Source organism: Limnohabitans sp., from assembly GCF_046052825.1.
GTDB lineage: Bacteria > Pseudomonadota > Gammaproteobacteria > Burkholderiales > Burkholderiaceae_C > Limnohabitans.
This window is the reverse complement of the sequence record NZ_JAVLFP010000066.1, coordinates 12,860-29,885: the sequence shown is the minus strand read 5'-3', so window position 1 is coordinate 29,885 and position 17,026 is coordinate 12,860. Positions and strand designations below refer to the sequence as shown.

Annotated in this window: 18 protein-coding genes; 5 read left to right on the top strand and 13 right to left on the bottom strand. The window is 62.7% G+C overall.

Features of this window, described 5'->3' with window-relative positions:
* From ACKWJN_RS11570 to badH, 5 genes are all read right to left on the bottom strand, one after another.
* Positions 1–320, bottom strand: a 320-nt coding sequence (locus tag ACKWJN_RS11570; protein WP_408597057.1) for a Bug family tripartite tricarboxylate transporter substrate binding protein, incomplete at its 3' end; no start/stop codon positions are given.
* 86 nt (positions 321–406) lie between these two features.
* A complete protein-coding gene (aliA, locus tag ACKWJN_RS11565; RefSeq protein ID WP_408597055.1) occupies positions 407–2,050 on the bottom strand; it encodes a cyclohexanecarboxylate-CoA ligase in 1,644 nt (547 codons plus the stop codon).
* A gap of 39 nt (positions 2,051–2,089) precedes the next feature.
* The gene (aliB, locus tag ACKWJN_RS11560) at positions 2,090–3,247 is read right to left on the bottom strand and encodes a cyclohexanecarboxyl-CoA dehydrogenase (RefSeq protein ID WP_408597054.1); all 1,158 of its coding nucleotides are present in this window, start codon (positions 3,245–3,247) and stop codon (positions 2,090–2,092) included.
* 26 nt (positions 3,248–3,273) lie between these two features.
* Positions 3,274–4,056 (bottom strand): 2-ketocyclohexanecarboxyl-CoA hydrolase, encoded by a 783-nt coding sequence (gene badI / locus ACKWJN_RS11555; RefSeq protein WP_408597052.1) that lies wholly within the window; start codon positions 4,054–4,056, stop codon positions 3,274–3,276.
* A 43-nt stretch (positions 4,057–4,099) separates the two neighbouring features.
* Positions 4,100–4,867, bottom strand: a complete 768-nt coding sequence (gene badH / locus ACKWJN_RS11550) for a 2-hydroxycyclohexanecarboxyl-CoA dehydrogenase (RefSeq protein WP_408597051.1) — start codon at positions 4,865–4,867, stop codon at positions 4,100–4,102.
* A gap of 135 nt (positions 4,868–5,002) precedes the next feature.
* On the opposite strand from badH, the gene ACKWJN_RS11545 reads away from it, so the two are divergent.
* The 5 genes from ACKWJN_RS11545 to ACKWJN_RS11525 all read left to right on the top strand — a co-directional run bounded on the left by ACKWJN_RS11545 (position 5,003) and on the right by ACKWJN_RS11525 (position 8,992).
* Positions 5,003–5,545 carry a MarR family winged helix-turn-helix transcriptional regulator gene (locus tag ACKWJN_RS11545; protein ID WP_408597049.1) on the top strand — a complete coding sequence of 181 codons (543 nt, stop codon included), beginning with the start codon at positions 5,003–5,005 and terminating at the stop codon, positions 5,543–5,545.
* The gene (locus ACKWJN_RS11540) at positions 5,542–6,585 is read left to right on the top strand and encodes a zinc-binding dehydrogenase (protein ID WP_408597047.1); all 1,044 of its coding nucleotides are present in this window, start codon (positions 5,542–5,544) and stop codon (positions 6,583–6,585) included. The genes ACKWJN_RS11545 and ACKWJN_RS11540 overlap by 4 nt, the downstream gene beginning before the upstream one ends.
* Before the next feature lie 124 nt (positions 6,586–6,709).
* Entirely contained in the window at positions 6,710–7,672 is a 963-nt protein-coding gene (locus tag ACKWJN_RS11535; RefSeq protein ID WP_408597045.1) for a VOC family protein, read from the top strand.
* Between the two features lie 37 nt (positions 7,673–7,709).
* The gene (locus ACKWJN_RS11530) at positions 7,710–7,937 is read left to right on the top strand and encodes a recombinase-like helix-turn-helix domain-containing protein (protein ID WP_408597043.1); all 228 of its coding nucleotides are present in this window, start codon (positions 7,710–7,712) and stop codon (positions 7,935–7,937) included.
* Positions 7,938–7,951: 14 nt separating this feature from the next.
* A complete protein-coding gene (locus tag ACKWJN_RS11525; RefSeq protein ID WP_408597041.1) occupies positions 7,952–8,992 on the top strand; it encodes a Rieske 2Fe-2S domain-containing protein in 1,041 nt (346 codons plus the stop codon).
* Positions 8,993–9,014: 22 nt separating this feature from the next.
* On the opposite strand, the gene ACKWJN_RS11520 is transcribed toward ACKWJN_RS11525, so the two are convergent.
* From ACKWJN_RS11520 to ACKWJN_RS11485, 8 genes are read right to left on the bottom strand one after another with little or no spacing between them, the layout of a single operon-like run.
* The gene (locus ACKWJN_RS11520; protein ID WP_408597039.1) at positions 9,015–9,791 is read right to left on the bottom strand and encodes an SDR family oxidoreductase; all 777 of its coding nucleotides are present in this window, start codon (positions 9,789–9,791) and stop codon (positions 9,015–9,017) included.
* Positions 9,792–9,814: 23 nt separating this feature from the next.
* On the bottom strand, positions 9,815–10,831 hold the full coding sequence (locus ACKWJN_RS11515; RefSeq protein WP_408597037.1) for a Bug family tripartite tricarboxylate transporter substrate binding protein: 1,017 nt from the start codon (positions 10,829–10,831) through the stop codon (positions 9,815–9,817).
* Positions 10,832–10,842: 11 nt separating this feature from the next.
* A complete protein-coding gene (locus tag ACKWJN_RS11510; protein WP_408597035.1) occupies positions 10,843–12,315 on the bottom strand; it encodes an aldehyde dehydrogenase in 1,473 nt (490 codons plus the stop codon).
* Positions 12,316–12,322: 7 nt separating this feature from the next.
* Positions 12,323–13,123 (bottom strand): aspartate dehydrogenase, encoded by an 801-nt coding sequence (locus ACKWJN_RS11505; protein ID WP_408597033.1) that lies wholly within the window; start codon positions 13,121–13,123, stop codon positions 12,323–12,325.
* A 3-nt stretch (positions 13,124–13,126) separates the two neighbouring features.
* A complete protein-coding gene (locus ACKWJN_RS11500; RefSeq protein ID WP_408597031.1) occupies positions 13,127–14,797 on the bottom strand; it encodes a thiamine pyrophosphate-binding protein in 1,671 nt (556 codons plus the stop codon).
* Complete coding sequence (locus ACKWJN_RS11495; RefSeq protein WP_408597029.1) at positions 14,794–15,588, bottom strand: IclR family transcriptional regulator; 795 nt, start codon at positions 15,586–15,588, stop codon at positions 14,794–14,796. Before ACKWJN_RS11495 ends, ACKWJN_RS11500 begins: the two co-directional genes overlap by 4 nt.
* Positions 15,589–15,612: 24 nt before the next feature.
* The gene (locus tag ACKWJN_RS11490) at positions 15,613–16,518 is read right to left on the bottom strand and encodes an alpha/beta fold hydrolase (RefSeq protein WP_408597027.1); all 906 of its coding nucleotides are present in this window, start codon (positions 16,516–16,518) and stop codon (positions 15,613–15,615) included.
* Between the two features lie 11 nt (positions 16,519–16,529).
* The gene (locus ACKWJN_RS11485; protein ID WP_408597059.1) at positions 16,530–17,024 is read right to left on the bottom strand and encodes a cupin domain-containing protein; all 495 of its coding nucleotides are present in this window, start codon (positions 17,022–17,024) and stop codon (positions 16,530–16,532) included.
* Positions 17,025–17,026: the final 2 nt, after the last annotated feature.

The window sequence follows — 17,026 nt, the reverse complement described above, 5'->3', positions numbered from 1 at the left end:
TTGGCGGTTTCGACCGAGGTGGGGGCAATCAGAAACGTGTAGCCATCGGGCGCGGCGCGGGCCACTTCGGCGGCAGCAATGTTGCCGCTGGCACCCGGCTTGTTGTCGATGACCACGGTTTGGCCCAAGGTGTCAGTGAGGTTTTGCGCCATCAAACGCGCCAGCACATCGGTGGTGCCGCCGGGGGCAAAGCCCACCACGATGCGGATGGGTTTGGTGGGCCAGGCCTGGGCATGGCTGGCCAAGGTGGTGCCTAGGCCCAGCACAGCCAAAGCGGCCATAGTGAGCGCGCGGCGCAGGGTGTTGGGGGTCTGGGTCATGCTGTTGTCTCCAATGGAAAAAAGATAAGCCGAAGGCAAGAGGGCCTCAGCAGCGTGCGCGCAGCGGCGTGTTGGACATGGGTGGCTCAATCCAGCGAGGCACGCAAGTCCTCGCGCAGCTTGAATTTTTGAATCTTTCCCGAGGGGGTGGACGGCATGCTCTCGCGCACTTCCAAGCGTTCGGGGATGTACTGCTGGGCGATCTTTTGTTCTTTGAGGTAGGCCACGAGCTGGGGCAAATCAATGCTCTGCCCCGGCTTGGGCACCACCACCGCACAGGCGCGTTCGCCCAAGCGTTCGTCGGGGTAGGCCACGATGGCGGCCAAGGCAATGGCAGGGTGGCGGTAGAGCAAGGCCTCGATCTCGACCACGGGAATGTTCTCGCCCCCACGGATGATCACGTCTTTGCTGCGCCCGGTGATGCGCACATAGCCCTGGGCATCCAAGCGGGCCAAGTCACCGGTGTCAAACCAACCTTCGGCATCGGTGCCGTTCCACTGTGGGCGCTTGAGGTAGCCGCCAAAGTTGGAGCAGGCACGCACCAGCAATTTGCCGGGCTGGCCGGCGGGCAAGGCGTGGCCATCGTCGTCCACCACTTTGAGCTCCACCCCGGCCAAGGGCAAGCCATCGGTGGTGAAGGCGCGCTCGTCGGGGTCGTCGAGTTCGATCAAGGTCACCGCGCCGTTTTCGGTCATGCCCCAGGCCGACACGATCTTGGTGCCCAGCACCGCACGCGCCTGCTCCACCAGCGGGCCGGGGATGGGTGCGCCCGCGCACAAAAAGGTGCGCAGCCTGGGCACCGCCTGGCCCGACTCGGCCACGTTTTTGGCCAAGTCGGTGAGGAAGGGGGTAGACGCCATGGTGAAGGTGCAGCCCTCGGCACGGATCAAGTCGATGGCTTTGAGCGGCTCCCACATGTCGAGCAGCACGGCCGACTCTTGCAACATGATGGGCATCATCAAGCCGTACATGAAGCCAGTCTGGTGGGCCATGGGCGAGGCCATGAGCACGATGTCGTCGGCACTCAGCTTCAAACGCTGGGCATAGGGAATGATGTTGGCCATCACGGTGTTGGCCGTGTGCATGACGCCCTTGGGCTCGCCCGTGGTGCCCGAGGTGTAGATGAGTTGGGTCACGTCATCTGGACCGGGGCGGTGCTGGGTGAGGATGGCGTGCGCTTGCGGGTCTTGCTCCCACGCCGGGCCGCTGAGCAAGGCCTCAAAGCTGTTGGCCCCGGTGCCGTTGACCACCACCACATGCTGCAAGTCGGGCAAGCTGGGTTGGAGGCCCTCGACCATTTGCTCGTAGTCAAAGCCTCGGAACACCTTGGGCACGATGACCACTTTGGCTTCGCCATGCTTGAGCATGAACGACAGCTCACGCTCGCGGAAGATGTGCATCAACGGGTTCATCACCGCACCAAGGCGCGAACACGCCAAGTAGGTGACGGTGAACTGCCACCAGTTGGGCAACTGGCAAGCCACGATGTCGTGGTGGCCCACGCCGAGCTTGCTCAAACCCACGGCCACGCGGTCGGCCATGGCGGCGAGTTCGCGGTAGGTGAAGCGCGTCACCACCCCACTCTCGGCTTGCACAGCGGTGACCGCCACTTTGTCGGGGCATTGCGCCAAGCAGCGGTCGAGGTCGTCGTTGATGGTGCGGTCGTGCCACAGGCCCTGGGCCACGCTGTGGGCACGACGGGGTGGGATGAGTACGGCGTCGAATTGCATGCTTGTCTCCTCGTGGGGTGGATGGTGTGTTGTCGGTGCTCAGGCGGGCACGAATTGGCGGCCTGCACGGGTGCGCGCAATGATGGTCTTCATGATCTGTGCCGTGCCGTCGCCAATTTGGAAACCCAGCACATCGCGCAGGCGTTGCTCCATCAGGCCACGGTCGTAGCCGCCGTGGCCGTAGCACAACAGGCATTGGTGAATCACGTCATAGGCCAGCTTGGGGCCCCACCACTTGGCCATGCCCGCCTCGGCGGTGTGGGGCAGGCCTTTGTCTTTGAGCCACAGGCCTTGCAGGCACAGCAAGCGCGCGCCTTCGACCTCGGTGTCGAACTGCGCCAGCGGGTGGGTCACGCCTTGAAAGGCCGACAAGGGTTGGCCAAAGGCTTGGCGCTGGGTGATGTATTCCCAGGTTTCTTCCAGCGCCACACGGGCCACGGCCAAGCACTGCAAGCCGATGAGCGAGCGCGAATAGTCAAAGCCGTGCATGACTTGCACAAAGCCTTTGTTCTCGTCGCCCAAGCGGTGGCTCACGGGCACGCGCACGTTTTCAAAAAAGATGGAGCCACGGCCAATGGCGCGTTGGCCATGGCAGTCGAAGCGGTTGGTGGTCAAACCCGGGGTGTCCATGGGCACCAACAAAGCGGTCACGCCGTGCGCGCCGTCTTCGGCGCTGCCAGTGCGGCCAAACACCACGGTGATGTCGGCTTGGTCGGCGGCTGAAATGGAGGTTTTTTCACCGTTGATGATGTAAAAGTCGCCCTCGCGCTCGATGCGCAAACGCAGGTTGGCGGCATCTGAGCCACCGCGAGGTTCGGTCAAGGCAATGGCGCAAATGGCCTCGCCTTGGGTGAGTTTTTTCAGCCACGGGCCCACCACCTCGGGGTTGCCGTACTTCGACAAAATGTGGCCGTTCAGCGAGGCCAAGAGGTTGAGGTAAGAGAAGCTCAGGTCGGCGCGGGCAATTTCTTCGTGGATCACGCCGGCGGCCAAGCAGCCCATCCCCAAACCGCCAAATTCTTCGGGCAGCTCAGGGCAGATGAAACCCAACTCGCCCATCTCACGCAGCAAGGCGCGGTCCAGCACGCGGGTTTGGTCGCGCTCTTGAAAGCCCGGCTTGATGCGCTCGTCGGCAAATCGACGCGCGGTGTCGGCCAGGGCTTGCAGGTCGTCGTCAATGTAGGGATTGGGATTCATCAGGTGTCTCCGGCCAGTGGCTTGGCTTATTTGGCGTATTTGCGGAAATCAGGCTTGCGCTTTTCACTCAAGGCCTTCACGCCTTCGCGCGACTCTTCGGTGTCGTAGTACAACTTGAGCGCGTACATGCCCATGCCGGCAATGCCCGACTGGTGCGCGGTGTCCATGTTGAAGCTGCGCTTGGCAATGGCAATGGCGGTGGGGCTGCGCTCGCAAATGGTCTCGCCCCACTCTTGCACGGTGGCGTCGAGCTGGTCGTGGGGCACGCAGACGTTGGCCAGGCCCATGGCCACCGCTTCTTGACCCGAGTAGCGCTTGTTGAGGTACCAAATTTCACGGGCTTTTTTCTCACCCACCACGCGCGCCAGAAAGGCGGTGCCGTAGCCGGGGTCGACCGAGCCCATCTTGGGACCGACTTGGCCAAAGATGGCTTTGTCTGAGCAAATGGTCAGATCGCAAATCGTGCACAGCACGTTGCCGCCGCCAATGGCGAAACCCTGCACACGGGCGATCACGGGCTTGGGCACGTTGCGGATGGCGTCGTGCAACTCTTCCATGGGCAGGCCAATGGTGCCGCGGCCGTCGTAGTTGCCGTCGTGCGCGCTCTGGTCGCCGCCGGTGCAAAAAGCGCGGTCGCCCGCGCCTGCCAACACAATGGCGCCGATGTCGCGGTCATAACCGGCTTTGTTCAAAGCCTTGATGAGTTCGTCGCAGGTGGTGCCGCGAAAGGCGTTCATCTTGTCGGGGCGGTTGATGGTGATCCAGGCCACGCCGTTGCGGTTCTCGTACAGGATGTCTTCAAAGTTCATGGGAATCTTTCTGAATGAGGGGAAGTTGGGTGGCGCTTGGGGCTCAGCCGTTCATGGTCAAGCCGCCCGAAACGCTGAGCACTTGGCCGGTGATGAAGGCCGCGTCGTCACTGGCAAAAAACGCAATCGCGCCGGGCAGGTCTTGCGGCTGGCCGATGCGACCCAGCGGAATGGCGCGGGTGAAGGCCTCCATCAGCTTCTCGGGGTTGCCCGCGCCTTCTTTGTAGTCGGCAAACAAGGCGGTGTCGGTGGGGCCAGGGCACACCACGTTGACGGTGATGCCGTGGCGTGCGTGCTCACGCGCGATGGTTTTCGAGAACGCCACCAAGCCGCCCTTGCATGCGGCGTAAACGGCCTCGCCCGATGAGCCCACGCGTGCCGCGTCAGACGAGATATTGACAATGCGCCCGCTCTTGCGTGCGGCCATGCCGGGCAACACCGCGTGGTGCATGTGCAGGGCACCTGTGAGGTTGATGGCAATCAAACGCTCCCACTGATCGGGCGTGGTTTTGGTGAACGGTTTGAACACATCCCAGCCGGCGTTGTTGACCAGCACGTCGATGGGGCCGAGTTGCGCCTCGGTGGCCGCCACCGCTGCGTCTACGGCGGCACGGTCGGTGATGTCGCATTTGAAAGCGGCCGCGTGGCCGCCCGCAGCCGTGATGGCATCTGCCACTTTTTGGGCAGCTTCTAGGTTCATGTCAAACACCGCCACTTTTGCGCCCTCTTGGGCCATGCGGTGGCAGGTGGCGCCGCCAATGCCGCCACCGCCTCCGGTGATGACGACGGTTTTGTTTTTCATTCTTTGCATGGGGCGCTCCGGTTGAATCAGTGGTTATGCTTGTGGGGACACATCGCAAAATATTTTTTGCAATATGCCAATGTATTGACTTATATTAAGCCCACTCGGATTCAAGACGCAAGCCTTTTAAAGACCTAAAACACTATGGTTTACCCTGAAATAACTGAATCAGCCCGAATGGAGTTGGCCAATCGCTTGTTTTTCAAGTTGTATCAATGTACCAATATGTTGCATAAAACTGGCACACGTGCCGTGGAAAACGAGGGTCTGACCACCCAGCAATGGGCGGTGCTCGGCGCGCTGTCGCGGCCCGAAGCACAAGGCGGTATGAGCGTGGGCGATTTGGCGCGTTACCTGATGGTGAGTCGGCAAAACCTCTCTGGCTTGCTCAGCCGCATGGAACGTGACGGTCACCTCAAGTTGCTGGCCGACGCCCGCGACCGCCGCGCGAAGCTGGTGACCATGAGCCCCCACGGGCGCCGGGTGTGGCAACACGATGCACAACCCAAAATTCGGGCGTACTACGAAGCCGCGTTGACCGACTTTTCCACCGGCGACTTGACGCACACGCTGCACTATTTGCTCAAGCTCTTGGGCAATATGGAGAAGATTGACGCAGGCGGACCCGACAGCGCAGGAGAAGGCCAAAGAGAGGGTCAGGAGGTCACGCCAGGAGGCACGCCATGAAAGCAGTGGTCATCACCGGACACGGTGGCAATGAGGTGGTGGAGGTTCGCAGCTGCGAGCGGCCAGTTAGACAACCCGGCGAGGTGCTGGTGCGCATGACAGCCGCCACCTTGAACCAGGTGGACTTGTACATGCGCAACAGCGGCGCGGGCATCACCCACCAACTGCCGCAAATCATGGGCTTGGATGGTGCCGGCACGGTAGAAGAAGTGGACGCCGATGAGCGCGTGCTGGCGGTGGGTCAGAGGGTGCTGATTCACCCGGCCGTGACCTGTGGGCGCTGTGAGTTTTGCCAACGCGGCGACAACGTGTTGTGCACCCAGATTCAGCTGCTGGGTGAACACCGCCACGGCACCTTTGCCCAATGGGTCAGCGTGCCAGCACGCAATGTGTTTGCCATGCCTGCTGGCCTGAGCTTTGTCCAAGCTGCTGCGCTGGGCGTGAACCACATCACGGCCTGGCGCATGCTGGTGACCAAGGCGCAAATCAAGCCCTGGGAGACGGCGCTGATTTTTGGCGTTGGCGGCGGCGTGTCGCTGGCGGCCATGCAGTTGGCCAAGGCCATGGGCGTGCGGGTGATCGTGACCTCACGTGACGACCACAAACTGGAGCGCGCCCTGGCGCTCGGTGCCGACCACACGATCAACAGCCAAACGCACGATGTGTCGAAAGCCGTGATGGCCCTCACCGATGGGCGGGGTGTGGACGTGGTGATCGAGAACGTGGGGCAAGCCGTGTGGTCTGCGGCCATGAAGTCGCTGGTACGCGGCGGCCGCTTGGTGACCTGCGGCGCCACCAGTGGCGACCAACCGCCCGCCGACCTGCGGCGCATCTTCATTCGGCAGCTGCAAATTTTGGGCTCGACCCACGGCAACTTCGCAGAATTCCACGACATGCTGGCGTTTGTGGCGCAGCACCGCATCCAGCCCGTGATCGACCACGAATACCCCATGGACCAAGTGCATGCCGCCCTCGATCGGCTCGCGTCACAACAGCAGTTCGGCAAAGTGGGTTTGAATTTAACGTGCGTCTCAGAGTAGCCGTGGGTCCACGGGTCACCGCGCCGGCCAAAGCTTGACAAGCGAAAACAGCGTGACAATAATCTGATCGATTCAAATCAGAAACATTGTTTTACTAAAGAAACAACGAACAGGCTTGAGAAGCATGCATTTACTCGGCATTGACGAAGTCATTTTTGGCGCCAGCGACCTGCAGACATGTCGCCAGTTCTTTTTAGACTGGGGGCTGTCGCTGCATTCCGAGTCGGCGCAAGAACTGGTGTTCACCTCGCTCAATGGCTGCCGGGTGGTGGTGGCGCATTCCGACAAACCCGGCTTAGCCACAGGCGTCGAGCCGGACCCGACCTTGCGCGAGGTGGTCTGGGGTGTGGCCAACACCGCCGACCTGGAACGCGTTCGACAAGCCCTGCAACACCAACCTGGCTATGTGGACCAGGGTGGCCGCGTCGGTTGCACCGACCCCACGGGCTTGGCCGTGCGCGTGCAAGTGACGCAAAAGCATGCCGTGACCTTGGCGTGTGCCAAGACCAACACCTGGGGCGAGCGCCACCGCGTGGACCAGGCCAGTCCCGCGTACGACCGTGCGACCCCGATTGAGGTGGGCCATGTGGTGTTTTTTGTCACCGATTTGGCAGCCACCTCTGCCTTTTACCAAGAGCATCTGGGCTTTGTGGTGTCAGACCGCTACCCCAGTCGCGGCTGCTTTTTGCGTTGTGCACCGGAGGGCGGCCACCACAATTTATTCTTGCTGCAATTGCCTCAACCCCGCGCTGGCTTGAACCATGTGGCCTTCACCGTGCGCGATGTGCACGAGGTGTTTGGCGGTGGCTTGCACATGTCACGCTGCGGCTGGGACACCGAACTCGGCCCCGGCCGTCACCCGATTTCGTCGGCCATCTTCTGGTACTTTGTCAGCCCCGCTGGTGCGCTGGTGGAGTACTACACCGACGAGGACGAGTTGACCGAAGCTTGGCAGCCCCGCGAGTTCACGCCTGGGCCCACGGTGTTCGCCGAGTGGGCCATCAAGGGGGGCATCGACGGCCACACACGACGCCAAAAAGATGCCGAAGCACCCAGCGGTCGCTTCATGACCGACAAACCCCGTTGACCTTGTTTCAAATTCCTTTTTTCTTTGGAGAGATGTGATGCGCGCACTACCCCCCTTGTCCAACGAGACCCACCAACACCGTTCGGCGCCGCCCACGGCGTATGAAAACTTGCTGGGTGATTCGCTGGAGCGTGCGTTTGCCCAGGGCATTCATGAACTCGACGCGCTGGTCGCTTACTTGAACACCGCAGGCCCGTCGGGCCCCGATGCGCAGCCTTGGACGGCAGCGTCGTTTGAACAAGAAATGGCCCGCTTGGGCGCTTGAATCAGGAGCACTTGATGAACACCTCTGTCATGCATTTCCAAGCCGACCCCACCGAAGCCGTGTTGGCCGAAGGTCTGAAAGACCTGTGGTACCCCGTGTGCCCCAGCACTTTTGTGAAAGAAAGCCCCGTCTCACTGCGCCGCCTGGGCTACAAGATCGTGCTGTGGCGCGACCAAGCAGGCAAGGTCCACGCGCTGGAAGACCACTGCCCGCACCGTGGCGCGCCGCTGTCGCTGGGCGTGATCTTGGGTGACCGCATTGCCTGCCCGTACCACGGCGTGGAGGTGCGCTGCGACGGCACCGTGACCCGGGTGCCCGGCAGCCCCGGCTGCAAGCTCGAAGGTTCACGCCAAACGCGGACCTTCCACACCGCCGAATCCAACGGCGCCATCTTTTTGTTCAATGCCACCGACCCCAAACTCGATACACCGCCCCCCCTGCGTTTGCCCGAGCAGCTGAGCTCGCCTGAATGGTCCTCCTTCATTTGCTACACCGAGTGGGGTTGCGACTACCGCTACGTGATGGAAAACGTGATCGACCCCATGCATGGTGCTTACTTGCACAAGCAGTCGCACACCATGGCCGATGGCGAGTTGACCGCTGATTTTCAAATTCGTCCCACCGACGAAGGTTTCTTCTTCGAGAAGAAAGGCCAGCGCAATGTGAACTTCGATTGGACCGAGTGGATGGCCAACGATGCGCACTGGATGCGCCTGGAAATTCCTTATCCCAAGACCGGTGGCCCGGGCGGCAGCTTCACCATCATTGGCAGCTATGTGCCCATCACACGCGAGGCGGCAGGCATCTTCTTTTGGCGTTGCCGCAAGGTCTCGGGCTGGCAGCGCCATGTGTGGCGCTTCTTGTACAAAAACCGTCTGGAGGCACGCCACTGGCAAGTGCTGGAACAAGACCGTGTGGCCATGGAGCACATGGAGCCTGACGCCAACCAGCGCGAGCACCTGTACCAGCACGACATGGGCATCGTGCGCCTGCGCCGTACCCTGAAAGCCCTGGCCCAGCGACAACTGGACAAAGCCGCCGTTCCAAAAGCCTGAGCAAGAACTGGCAACGCTGGCGTCAAACGCCAGCGAACGACCCGCCGTCGAGCAACACGTTTTGGCCGTTGATGTAGCCTGCGTGCACGCTGCACAAAAATGCGCAAGTGGCCCCCAACTCGCTGGGCTGGCCCAAGCGATGCGCGGGGTGCTTGGCCAAGCGAGCGCTGCGCACTTCTTCCACCGTGCGGCCTTCGCGTTGCGCTTGGGCCGCAAAGTTGCCCGCCAGCCGTGCCGTGTCAAACGTACCCGGCAACAGGTTGTTGATGGTGACGCCTCTAGCCACCGTGGAACGCGCCAGACCCGACACAAAGCCGGTCAAGCCACTGCGTGCGCCATTGGACAGTCCCAAGCCATCGACCGGCGCTTTGACCGCGCTGGAGGTGATGTTGAGGATGCGGCCAAAGCCACGCGCCATCATGCCGTCCACGGTGGCTTTGATGAGTTCGATGGGCGCCAGCATGTTGGCGTCCAAGGCAGCGATCCACGCGTCGCGGTCCCAGTGTCGAAAGTCGCCGGGCGGGGGACCGCCTGCGTTGGTGACCAAGATGTCGACCTGCGGGTGCGCCGCCAAAATGCGGGCCCGTCCATCGGCGGTGGTCACATCAGCGACCACCCAGTCCACGGCCCCTGCATCCAGCGCCGTCAAGGCCAGGGCGGCTTCGCGCAGCGGGGCTTCGGTGCGGGCCACGATGACCACGTGGACGCCTTCACGCACCAAGGCTTGCGCACACGCAAAGCCCAGGCCCGCACTGGCCCCGCACACCAAGGCTTTTTTTCCGGCAATTCCTAAATCCATGGGGGTTGCTTTCTAGCTTTGTGTCAATCGGCTTCGATGTGGCGGCTCTGAATCACGCGCCGCCAGGTGAGGGTTTCCTGACGGATGTGCGCCGCAAATTCGTCCGGGGTTTGGGTCGCTTGCGTCAAGCCTTGCGCCTGCAGTTGTTCGCGCACCGCAGGGCGACTCAAGATGTCGGCAGCGTCTTTGGCGAGTTGCACCAACAGCTCGGGCGGTGTGCCACTGGGCGCCAGCAAGCCGTACCAAGAGGTGACCACCACACCCGCCACGCCTTGCTCGGCCAGGGTTGGAATGTCAGCCGCCACCGGGGTGCGCACGGCATCGGTCACACCCAGCGCCACCAGCTTGCCGCTGCGGATGTAGGGCAAGGTGGCGGGCAAGTTGCTGAACATCAAGGGCACGCTGCCACCCAACACGTCGTTGAGGGCCGGGCCGGTTCCCTTGTAGGGCACATGCAACCAGTCGGCGCCGGTTTGTTGTTTGAACAGCTCGCCGGCCAGGTGCAGACCACTGCCCACGCCAGGCGACGCATACGACAAGCTGTTGGGTTTGGCTTGCGTGAGGGCCAACACCTCTTTGAGATTTTTCGCCGCCAGGCCAGGGCCGGCCACCAGCACATTGGGTGCTTTGGCCAACATGGTGATGGGGGCAAAGTCCTTCTCGATCTGGAACGGGAAATTGCGCATCAACGTGGGGTTGATGGTGAGGTTGCCCGCCGGCACCACCAGCAAGGTGTGGCCATCGGGCTTGGCGCGCTTGACCTTGTCGATGCCTAAATTACCTGCCGCACCCGCTAAGTTCTCCACCACCGCCGGCTGGTTGTAGCGCTTTTGCAAACCATCGGCCAGCATCCGCGCCAAGGTGTCCACAGGTCCACCGGGCGGGAACGGGGCCACCACCGTGAAGCGCTCTTGGGCCAAAGATTTTTCAACAGCTGACACAGGCTGCGCTTGGCCAGGCAAACACACCGCCAGCACAACGAGCGCCCACAGGCAGGCTGTGCGCTGGGGCCATAGATGACCGAAAAATAGCTTGCACATGGCCGGACCGATCACGCACCCGCCCAAGGCAAGGGGTTGTCGTTGAGACCCCAGTAAAAACTTTTCTGGCTGGTGTATTCCAAAATCCCCAAGCGGCCTTTCTCGCGGCCCGTGCCACTGAGCTTGACGCCACCAAAGGGCGTGCTGACAGAGAACAGTTTGTAGGTGTTGATCCACACCGTGCCGGTTTTCAATGCGCTGCCAATGCGCCAAGCGGCCTTGTAATCGCGCGTCCAAATGCCAGAGGCCAGGCCATAGACGTTGTCGTTGCACTGGGCCAGCAAGTCGGCCTCGTCATGCCACGGCAGCAAGGCCAGCACGGGACCAAAAATTTCTTCCTGGCACATCTGGGCGGTGTTGGGCAGCCCTTCAATCACGGTAGGCAGGTAAAAACTGCCTCGGTCAAACAAGCCGCCTTCAGGGCGCTTGCCGCCAAACAACACGCGACCGCCCTCTTGCACGCCCAGCGCCACATAGCGCTCCACCGACGCGCGGTGGCCCAGGTTGACCAAGGGGCCCATTTGGGTGCGCTCATCGGCCGGGTCGCCCACGCGCAAGGCTTGCACGCCCGCGAGCAAACGGCGTTTGAATTCGTCGTACACGCTGGCATGCACAAAGGCCCGCGAGCCCGCAATGCACGACTCGCCCGAAGAGCTGAAGATGCCAAACAGCACCCCAGCCACGGCGTGGTCGAGGTCGGCGTCGGCGCACACGATGGTGGGCGACTTGCCGCCCAACTCCAATGAGGTGGGCATGAGCTTTTCAGCCGCCAAACGCTGAATGCCCAAACCGACGCTGGTGCCCCCAGTGAACGCAATGCGCTGGATGAGCGGGTGTTTGACCAGTGCTTCGCCCACCACCGAACCCTTGCCTGGCAAGACGCTGATGATGCCGTCGGGCACCCCGGCTTGCTGCGCGATCTTGGCCAACTCGATGGCCATGCGTGGTGTGATTTCGGCAGGCTTGAAGACCATGGCGCAACCCGCCGCCAGTGCAGGCGCCATTTTTTGGGCTTCGCTGGCGATGGGCGAGTTCCACGGTGTGATGGCACCCACCACACCCAGAGGTTCGTGCACGCTCATGGTCAGGTAGTCGCCACGTGCGGGGGTGAGGGTGTCTTCCCAGGTTTCGCAGGCGGCGGCAAAGAACTGGAAGGTGCCTGCGGCGCTGGCCACCAAGGCACGGGTTTCGTTGATGGGCTTGCCGTTGTCCAGGCGTTGCAGCTGCGCCAGCTCTTCGCCACGGGCACGAATGCCAGCGGCGATGCGGTGCAAGATGCCTGCACGCTCATGGCGTTTCAAGTTGGCCCAAGACGGTTGCAGGCGTGCGCGCTCGGCGGCGTGCACGGCCTCGTCCACATCGGCCACGGTGGCGGCATGCAAGCGCGCCACGGTGCTGCCGTCGGCGGGGTATTCGGTGGTGTACTCGGGGCCCGAGGCATCGCGCCAGCGGCCGGCGATGAAGGTTTGAAGGTGCTGTGTCATGGCGTGCTCACAACGTGACCGCAGCGCTGCGGTTGTGCAAAAAGCGCAGCGCCGACAACACGGTCAGCGCCGAGGTTTTGGGGTTGTCTGCCAAAGGCTGGCCGCGCAGGGTCAGGTGCATCTCGCCAAAGGCGCCACGGGCCATGATTTCGTGGATGTTCTCGGTCACGCCCGGGTCGGCAATCAAGCGCACCTGGGTCGCGTCCAGCCCCAAGCCCGCCAAAGACACAGTGGCCGCCACGTTGGCGTTTTTGGGGTACAGCCGCGCGGCTTCGCGCGCGCTGGCTTGCAAGATGACAGCGGGCTGCGTCAAGGTGTCGAGGTTGACCACTTGCTCAGCCGGTGTGCCACGCCAACCGCTGGGCGGTTTGCGCCCGGTGTAGGTGACGTCGGTCAAGCCGCCCAGGCGCGCCGCAGCAATGGCGTCGATGCCGCCAATGGCACCCGACAGCAAATGCACCTGGGTTTGGCCTTGCTCGGCCGCTTGGGCCAGTTGCTCGGGCAAGCCCGCCGCTGACAACGCGCCCACCGACAGCACCGCGCATTCAACGCCTTGTGCGAGTGCGGGCACCACGTGCTGGGTCAGGGCCGAGTGGCCTGCGCACTCCAGCACCAAGCGGCTGCTGGCGGGCACTTGGTCGCTGACTTGCACCGCGCTCCCCAACTCGGCTTGCAACGCCGCCACACGCGCTGGCGACACCACAATGTGTGCGATGCGGGTGTGGGCCGAACCGCCCAAGCGTTGAAAAATCGAACGGCCAATGGCACCAAAGCCCACCAGGGTCACCTCCAGCACAGCACGTGACATGGCTCAGTCCTTTTTCAAAATAGGGCCCGCGAACTTGACCGCGAAAGCGCCCCAGCGGTTCATGTCGACCTCGACCACCACCGTGCCTGAGGTGGCGAACGCTTGCTGCAGCACAGCTTGGGTTTGCGCGGGCTCCGACAAGGCCAGGTGCGTGACCTTCAGGCTGGCACAGAACTGGGCAAAGTCGGGCGTGTGCAAGTCGACATAGCAATGGCGGCTGCCGTAGAGGTCGTCTTGGATGTTGCGGATCACCCCGTAGCGGCTGTCGTTCATGAGCAGCACCACCAGGTTGGCTTTTTCTTGCACCGCACAGGCCAGCTCGCCCACATTGAGCATGAAGCCACCGTCCCCCACCAAGGCCACGGTTTTGCGGCCCAACTGGTGTTCGGCATCGGCAACGGCGGTGCCAATGGCCATGGCCAGGCCTTGACCAATGCCCCCGCCCAGCGCGTGCACACCGGCACGCGGGTGGTCGAGCACGGGGGCCCGGTTGCCCCACATGGTGTTGGACAAGGTGATGTCACGCACCCACCACAGGGCTTTGCCCGCGTGGGTGGCCACGGCGTTTTTCAAGGTGACGTAAGCGCCCAAGGTGGCGTCTACCAAACCGGCGGCTTCTTGGCGCGCGTGCTGCACGTCTTTGCGCAAGGCGGGGTCGATCTGCATCTGGCCTTCGAGCAGATCGGCCAAGGCATGCAAGGTGTGCGCGGCGTCGCCTTGCACAAAGTAGTCGCTGGTGTAGCCCCGGTTGTGGGCCAAGGCGTTGGCGTCGATGCGGTAGAGCTTGGACGGCAGCTTGAGCTGGTAGCGCAAGGTTTCGTTGCTGCGCAGCCGCGAGCCCACCACCAGCATGGCGTCACAGCTTTGGTACAGCGTTTCGGCAGGCTTTTGCAAGTTGTACGAGCCCAAAGAGGCCGGGTGGTCTTCGGCCAAGATGCCGCGCCCCTGCACCGAGGTGACGACACCCCAGCCCATGTTGACCAAGCGCTCCACCGCCGGGCCTGCTGCACGAGCCCCACCGCCCAGCCACAAAAGCGGACGCTTGGCGCTGCGCAAACGCTCGGCCAAGGCCTGCACCTCCGACGCGGGGGCCACCACCGGTGGCACGGGCAAGGGCGACATTTCGGGCGGTAAGTCCATCAACAGGGCTTGCACATCGATGGGAATTTCAATGCTGACGGGGCCACAGGGTGGGGTGAAGGCCAGACGCACGGCTTCGCGCAAAGTGGCCAAAGCGGTCTCGGGGTTGCGGATGCGAAACGCCGCTTTGCCCACCGCTTGCAGCATGGCCACTTGGGCTGGGGCTTCGTGGATGTAGCCCAGGTCACGGTCCAAGTAAGGCGACTCGATTTGTCCCGTCAGATGCAACAGCGGCGTGCCAGCGGTGAGTGCTTCGATCAAGGCGCCTGCTGCATTGCCCGCCCCGGTGCCTGTGCTGGTGACACACACGCCCAGGGTGCCGGTGACACGCGCATAGGCATCGGCCATGTTGCAGGCACCGGCTTCGCCGCGCGCCGACACAAAGCGAATGTTTTGTCGCCGGTGGAAGGCGTCCAAGATCGGCATGTTGTGGATCGAGATCACGCCAAACGCAGCCTTGACACCGCACTGTTCTAAAAATCGGGCGGCCAGTTCGCCAACGGTGATGTGTGGTGATGGGGTGGAGGTGGTCATGTCGAACTTGGTTTTTGAAAGTGGCTGAGGCGCTCGGTCAATTGCGCTGCCGCCGATTGCACGTGTGAGACCAAGACCTTGGCCAGCTCTGGCGCCACCTGTTGAGCCGGTACGGTGATGCTGATGGCTGCGACCACTTGGTGCTGCTGGTTGAACACTGGGGCGGCAATGGTGGAGATGCCATTCTCAAAACCACCCTGACTCAGACCAAAGCCGTTGGCACGGTCGGCGTCGATCAAGGTTTTGAGCTGTGCCAAGGTGGTGGGCGTTTTGTCGGTGTAAGTGGGCAGCGGGGTTTCGGGGTAGAGCGTTTTCAGGGCGGCCATATCAAGGTCCGACAACAGCAAGCGGCCCAACACCGTGGCATGGGCCGGCAAACGCGCGCCCACTTGGATGGAGTGAAACAAAGCGCTGCGCCCTGCGGCCTTCACCACGAACACCACATCACGGCCATCGCGCACCACCAAATGGGCCGAGTAGCCCGAGCTGTCGCGCAGCTGTTCGATGACGGGACGACCGTATTCGGTGAGCTCCATCGACGCCAGAAACTCAAAGCCCAGACGCAACACCCCAATGCTGAGTTTGTAGCTGGTGGAGTCGCCCACACGCTCGACAAAGCCCGAGCGCTCCAAGGTGTGCAAGATGCGAAACACCGACGCACGCGGCAGGCCCATGCTGCGGGCCAAATCGGCCCCGGTGAGCGTGGGCGTGGTGCGGTTGAACTGCCCCAACAGCTCCAAACCGCGTTGCAAGGCGGGCACCAGGTATTTGTCGTCAGTGGTGGCGGTCATGGTGCGGCATTCATGGCTTGGAGGTCATGGCGTGGTGGGGGCAAGACCCAGTACAGCGTTGACCGCGTCAGCGCCTTCGAGCGCGCAGGCATGCCCCACATCGCCCAGGTCATGCCAAGGCACACCCAAGCGCGCCGCCAAGTCTTGGCAGCCCGCCATGGGGGTGATGCCATCGGCACGGCCGCTGGCGATGGTCAAGGCCACGGTGCTGTGCCGCAAGTCGGTGGCGACATCACCCTGCGACAGCATGTGGGTGGCCTGGGTGTAGCCCGCTGGATGCACCTGGGCCATGATGTGTTGCACCAAGGCCAGTTGCTCAGCACTGGCATGAGGAGACAACATGGCAACGCCCCGTTTACTGGCCATGCCTTGCGGGCCCAGGGTGTGCAGTGCGCGCAAACGGTCGTCGCGTTTTTGCGTGCGCAGCGCAGCGTCAGCCAGGCCATAGCCTTGTGCAGGGGCCAGCAACACCAAGCGCGACACGCGCGCGGGCTGCGCGGCGGCGGCGCTGGCGGCCATCAAAGCGCCCAAGGAATGGCCCACCAAGGTGATGGGGTGGGTGACGCCCAAGGCATCCAACCAAGCCCATAGGCGCTCGGCGTAGTCACGGGGCAAGGGCTCAGCCGGAGCAACGGGTGTGGAAGCGCCGTAGCCTGGGGCTTCCCAGGCCAGCACACCGAAGGCTGGCGACGGCACAGCGGCCAAACCCTCCGACTTGGCGTCTGCCGCAAGATGAAGCGGGGACTTTGTCGCTGTTTCAAACTGCATCAACCAACTGCCCGAACCCGAGCCAATGCCGTGCAGCAACACATGCGTGGTCTGCGGCACAGGCGCACCGGCATGGCGGTACTGCACCGTGCCCAAGGCGGTGTCGATTTGCTGCAAGGCGTGGGCTTGCAAGCGATGCTGAAGATCAGAGGAGGCCGTCATGAGGACGCGTTTCAGCGCTTGACTTTGGAGAGTGGGTGCTCGGGCGGGTAGGTGGGCGTGATGGGCTTGGGGGTGCCCAGCATGACGCACATGAGCGCGTCTTCGTCGCCGATGTTGACCTCTTCGCGGTACACACCTGGAGGCACAGAAATCAGGTCACGCTCGTGCAACACGGACTCCCAGCGCTGGCCGTCTTTTTCGCACACGATTTTCATCTTGCCGCGCAGCACAAAGAACACCTCTTCCACGTCGTAGTGGATGTGTGAGGGGCCAATGCCACCGGCGGGGATGACCATGGTCGAGAAGGTGAAGTGGGCCGAGGGCACGGTGTTGTTGTCACTGGCCACGCCGGTGGCACCGGTGCCCATGTAGCGCATTTGGGCGCGGCGGTAACGCGGGTCTACCTTGGCCTGGAATGCCAAAGCGTCCCAGTCATAGCAACGCGTGGCAAAGCGCGCCACGCGCGACTCCAGCCATACGCCAAAGTCTTGGCCAGGGGCTGGCATCA